Consider the following 4,540-nt stretch of genomic DNA (forward strand, 5'->3'; position numbering starts at 1 on the left):
CGTTCGCCGTAGCCAAGATGAGCAAAGCCGACATTGGCAGGGCTCAGGGACACAACCTCCGCCTCCACGAAACCAGCAGCCAGCTTCCGAAACGGGCATGGTTTACAGCGAGCCCGATGCACACCAAGGTCGAGTGGGATCAGGGCAAACTCGATGCAGCCTCGGCACTGGCCAAGCGCAAAGATGCCGTGGTGGCGATCGAGTTCATCATCCAGGTCGGCAACCAAACCGACTGGCGAGAAGACCCCACACCGGAGTGCCCTGAAGGGCCTCCCATCGAGCGCGATCTGGGGCAGTTCTTCGCCCCGTTCGGGGAGCAGGTCAAAGCATGGGCCGATCAGGAGTTCGGCCCCGAGAACGTGGTATCGATCCAGCTGCATATGGACGAGAGCACCCCGCACTTCCATGTCATTGCCACCCCGATCAAAGACGGCAAGCTGCAGGCGAAAGCGTGGCTGGATGGCGGCCGGAAGCTGGCGGGGATCCGGCGCCGATGCCACGCCACGATCAACGAAAAGATCCCCTGCGTTTACACTCCCAACGGTCTGGGGGGAAACCCGCACCGGCCAGACCTGCGTGCCGGCACCGCCCCAGTCCCAACCCTGATCGAGAAAATGAGCGGCCACGCCAAAGCCCAGAAGCTGGAGCGGGAGAACGCAGCACTGCTGGAGGAAAATACCCAGCTCAAGCAGCTCCTGTTTAGCCGCCAGAAGGGCCGCTATAGCGCGGACAACGTGGAGCTGGCCCAGCAGGCTACCGCAGAGGCGCAGAAGGCCCAGAGCGAGCTCCAGAAGGCGCAGGGGGAAGTTAAGCGGCTTACCATGGCGCTCGATAACGCCCAAAGCGTGATAGGCCGACAAGGGGCAGAGATCGACAAGCTCAAGGGCTACAACCGAACGCTTTCGGAGCAGAACAATGAACTGGAGGAGAAACTGCAGGTTCTCCAGCCAAAGCAGAGCCGCGGTAAGGGGATGGGGCTATGAAGGTATGGCAGGTTGTAGGGCTACTGGCCGCAGTACTGGCAGTGAAGGGGGCAAGCAGCTCCTCAAGTGGCTGGTTCATGAGGCTGCTTGGCCTGCATGACGTGTTCAGCTGGGCCGCCCCTGCATGGTGGGAAGGGGCGATATGCATGGGGGCGCTAGCCCTCCTGCTGCGCTGGGCAAAAGTCTGATATATCGGACCTATCGGCTGCTCAGGTCGATCTCTATGCGGCGAAAGCCAATCCCGTGGGCCGTGTTGGCAGCCGCATCGATGGAAGAGAACACCCGCCAGCCTCCGCGCTGCCGTTCCACTACTTCGGTGCCCGCCTTGCCAAAGCGCACCAAGTGGAGGTGGAACCCAGAGCCCATGGGAGTGGGGACGATCATCGCCTTGGAGAATCCCCCCATGTCGAACACCGTCTTGGCCTCTTTCTCCTGCATCATCAAATCTCCAATATGAAACATCAAATAGACAATTCGATGTTACCCCTTCGGGAGCCGAAAGCAATCAATTTGGCAATTTGAAATGTCGAATTTGAAAAATGATTTTCAATGCGGCTCAAGTCCCAAGGCAATCAGGCGTTCGCGCCACTCTGCGACGTCCAAATCGAAGTTAAGCAACCCCCCTTCAACGCTGATCCGCCGCCCAAAATCGAGTAACTGCATCTCCGTCAGATCGCACAGGCGCTGGCCGCCTGCGTCCAGTAGCCAGATGCAATCCCCATCGACCTCAATCCCGTGCTTGTCGAACCTCATACGTACCTCCGGCCAAAGCCAAACCTAACCCGCTTCCGTGGATAACTGCTGCCGCCCACAAGCCGAACCGATGGCATGTGGACGGACGGGCGCAGTTACCCACCTCGCCAAGATCATCTCTCTTTTTTTTGTTTGAAAGAAAAGGGCGTAAAACACCGGCTCTCCTATCTTTCGCTGCGCTTCAAGATAGGCTCGCCCTCCTGCTTGGCTACGTTAAAAATGACGTAGTTACGCTGGATAGCTCGCCTTGCTCAGGACTATCGAGGCTACTTGCGGCAGCTCCCCCTCACGCGCTCCTGAGACACACCTTGCCACTCTGCACCTGCTTCAGTCCCCACCTGTGGGCCGGACTGCCGCGCCGTTTTTATCGAGCTGGCCGTGGTTGGTTCCCCGTTGCGCTCGGTGCTGGTGCCCCATGGTTGCGAGCCATGGGAGGCTATGGTGCGCGTCGCACGCTGGGCCGTATGTGAGGATTCCCCGTTCGGCCCAACCCCTGCACCCGCTCGACAACATCAACATGCTTCCAATTCGAGCGGATACGACTAATCGCCATTGGCAGAGGCCAACGGTAACAGTGGTTCAGGCGGGATTTAGCTTGAAAGGTGCGACTGGTTGCCGCTAAACTTGACTGGAATTCGGTAGCTGCTTCCGCCTGAAGCTGTTACCCGGTTCAGAAGTTTGCAGACTTGCTGAACCTTCGAAAAACCACCTTGCAGGGTGGTTTTTTCGTTTCTGGCGAGTAGGTTACGCTGGATCGGAGAAGATCGTCAAGGATCCAGGAGGCTGGATGAGCATCACCTGGCTCGATAAAAAACGCACAAATTCCCACCAACATCCAGAGGGAGCGTTTTTCTCCCGTTGCAAGTCAAACCATCGTACTTATTAAAAACAGGTGACTCACCGTGCGCAGGCTGAGGATAAACTACCGTTGTATATATCTGTAATTCATCTACAGAACAGACACGCCTAGCATTATGAAACACACCCCATGTGGATAAGGCATTTTGGCTTGCAGGGCTAATAACGCGAATAACCTTCTCAATCGTGTTTATTTTCTCCCTGATAGTGTCAACGGCTGTTCGTGGATCAACAGACTTACTCTTTATCCATATACAGTCATGGTGAAAAAGACGATTGCGATAGTTCCTTATTTCCGTAATCAAGTCGAGAAGCTTTTTCCTCGCATCATTATGTTTGTTATCAATCTCATCTAATTTACGGAAAACCTTAAACAATGACTTTGGCCACAAGTAGCTATCTTTCAGCTTGGCGTCATCAGTGCTGTAAGCGTCATACAGCAAGGCTTCCCACGTGAAAAGCTCTGTGGATGCTACAATATCATCGTGTTTCAATGGCGGCATCTGCGTTGTTATTAACGATGGATCGTTAACCCCAAGTTTAACCATTTCCTTTTGCACCCATTCTCTCTTTAATTTTTTTCTGGCTTTATCAATGTTAGATAAAAATGATTTATGGTTTGGCTTTGTCTTATCCATAACGATGACATCCCACCAGAAATCACCAAACCTTTTTCTCGCGACAGAATCAATTGAGTTGCGCAATATAACTTCAAACTGTTGCATTAATGGGTATAAGGAAGATGATGCATGCTGAGACCAAATGCTCACACCATACCTCTCCAGATCAGAGGTGACATTAAATACTGCCGAGATACTACCTAATCTAGCGCTTGATTGAAGTCCTAATATTTGACTGTAATTTATGCGATTGGGCATTTTACCACCACGATAGCAATGAGGATGCAAATGAAGTCCACAAATCTACCCTTGACGGCACCGTCAGCGCTAGGGTAATCTTTTTTTAAGAAAAGATAGCTAGCTTACGATCTTCCCCCATCATGGATGGGTTCTAGTGAGTAAGCATTGGCAAAAGATTTGAAAGACCCCGGCTCAGCTGGGGTTTTTTACTTTCTAGCGCCTAGCGAAATCAGACACTGTCTGATTTCGGGGTAACCCGCTTCGCGCGCTCAATCAGCAATGTCACGGCTACGATTACTACCGCAACGCCTAAGTTTTCCTCCATGCTGTTCCCGCAGATCAGGAGCAGCACGGCCAACACCCAGTCCCTCATACAAGCACCTCTTTGTCTCTGTCGTTCGATACCTGCATGGTGGCATCACGACACGCTCGACCTGTACTGACGCTTTTCGCTAAAACCTCCCGAACAGGGGGAGGCTAGCGCAGTCTGCCTCCTCCAGATCGGGAGGCGGCAAGCGTAGCGCGGCAGGTCTTTTTCGCCCCGCAGGGCTCCTACTTTGCGCAGCAAAGTGTAAGGAGTACACTTTGAACTACAAAGCTGCCACCCTCGGAGCCCCCGATGAAGTTCACGTTCGCCGTAGCCAAGATGAGCAAAGCCGACATTGGCAGGGCTCAGGGACACAACCTCCGCCTCCACGAAACCAGCAGCCAGCTTCCGAAACGGGCATGGTTTACAGCGAGCCCGATGCACACCAAGGTCGAGTGGGATCAGGGCAAACTCGATGCAGCCTCGGCACTGGCCAAGCGCAAAGATGCCGTGGTGGCGATCGAGTTCATCATCCAGGTCGGCAACCAAACCGACTGGCGAGAAGACCCCACACCGGAGTGCCCTGAAGGGCCTCCCATCGAGCGCGATCTGGGGCAGTTCTTCGCCCCGTTCGGGGAGCAGGTCAAAGCATGGGCCGATCAGGAGTTCGGCCCCGAGAACGTGGTATCGATCCAGCTGCATATGGACGAGAGCACCCCGCACTTCCATGTCATTGCCACCCCGATCAAAGACGGCAAGCTGCAGGCGAAAGCGTGGCT

General features: G+C 54.4%; 6 protein-coding genes. 3 read left to right on the forward strand and 3 right to left on the reverse strand.

What is annotated here, in order from left to right; translation table 11 throughout:
- On the forward strand, window positions 1–983 hold a 983-nt coding region (locus AB5Y92_RS18875; RefSeq protein WP_368227384.1), incomplete at its 5' end, for a plasmid recombination protein.
- Window positions 980–1,171, forward strand: a complete 192-nt coding sequence (locus AB5Y92_RS18880; protein WP_245133827.1) for a hypothetical protein — start codon at window positions 980–982, stop codon at window positions 1,169–1,171. The genes AB5Y92_RS18875 and AB5Y92_RS18880, both read left to right, overlap by 4 nt.
- A gap of 10 nt (window positions 1,172–1,181) precedes the next feature.
- Here AB5Y92_RS18880 and AB5Y92_RS18885 read toward each other — a convergent pair whose 3' ends face one another.
- The 3 genes from AB5Y92_RS18885 to AB5Y92_RS18895 all read right to left on the reverse strand — a co-directional run bounded on the left by AB5Y92_RS18885 (window position 1,182) and on the right by AB5Y92_RS18895 (window position 3,364).
- Complete coding sequence (locus AB5Y92_RS18885) at window positions 1,182–1,421, reverse strand: hypothetical protein (protein ID WP_015056833.1); 240 nt, start codon at window positions 1,419–1,421, stop codon at window positions 1,182–1,184.
- A 108-nt stretch (window positions 1,422–1,529) separates the two neighbouring features.
- A complete protein-coding gene (locus AB5Y92_RS18890) occupies window positions 1,530–1,736 on the reverse strand; it encodes a hypothetical protein (RefSeq protein WP_368227385.1) in 207 nt (68 codons plus the stop codon).
- Between the two features lie 794 nt (window positions 1,737–2,530).
- Window positions 2,531–3,364, reverse strand: coding sequence for a hypothetical protein (locus tag AB5Y92_RS18895; protein ID WP_368227386.1), 834 nt, complete (start codon window positions 3,362–3,364; stop codon window positions 2,531–2,533).
- A 709-nt stretch (window positions 3,365–4,073) separates the two neighbouring features.
- Here AB5Y92_RS18895 and AB5Y92_RS18900 point away from each other — a divergent pair.
- On the forward strand, window positions 4,074–4,540 hold a 467-nt coding region (locus AB5Y92_RS18900; protein WP_368227387.1), incomplete at its 3' end, for a plasmid recombination protein.

It is taken from the genome of Aeromonas sp. R1-1 (assembly GCF_040908495.1).
Lineage (GTDB): Bacteria > Pseudomonadota > Gammaproteobacteria > Enterobacterales > Aeromonadaceae > Aeromonas > Aeromonas veronii.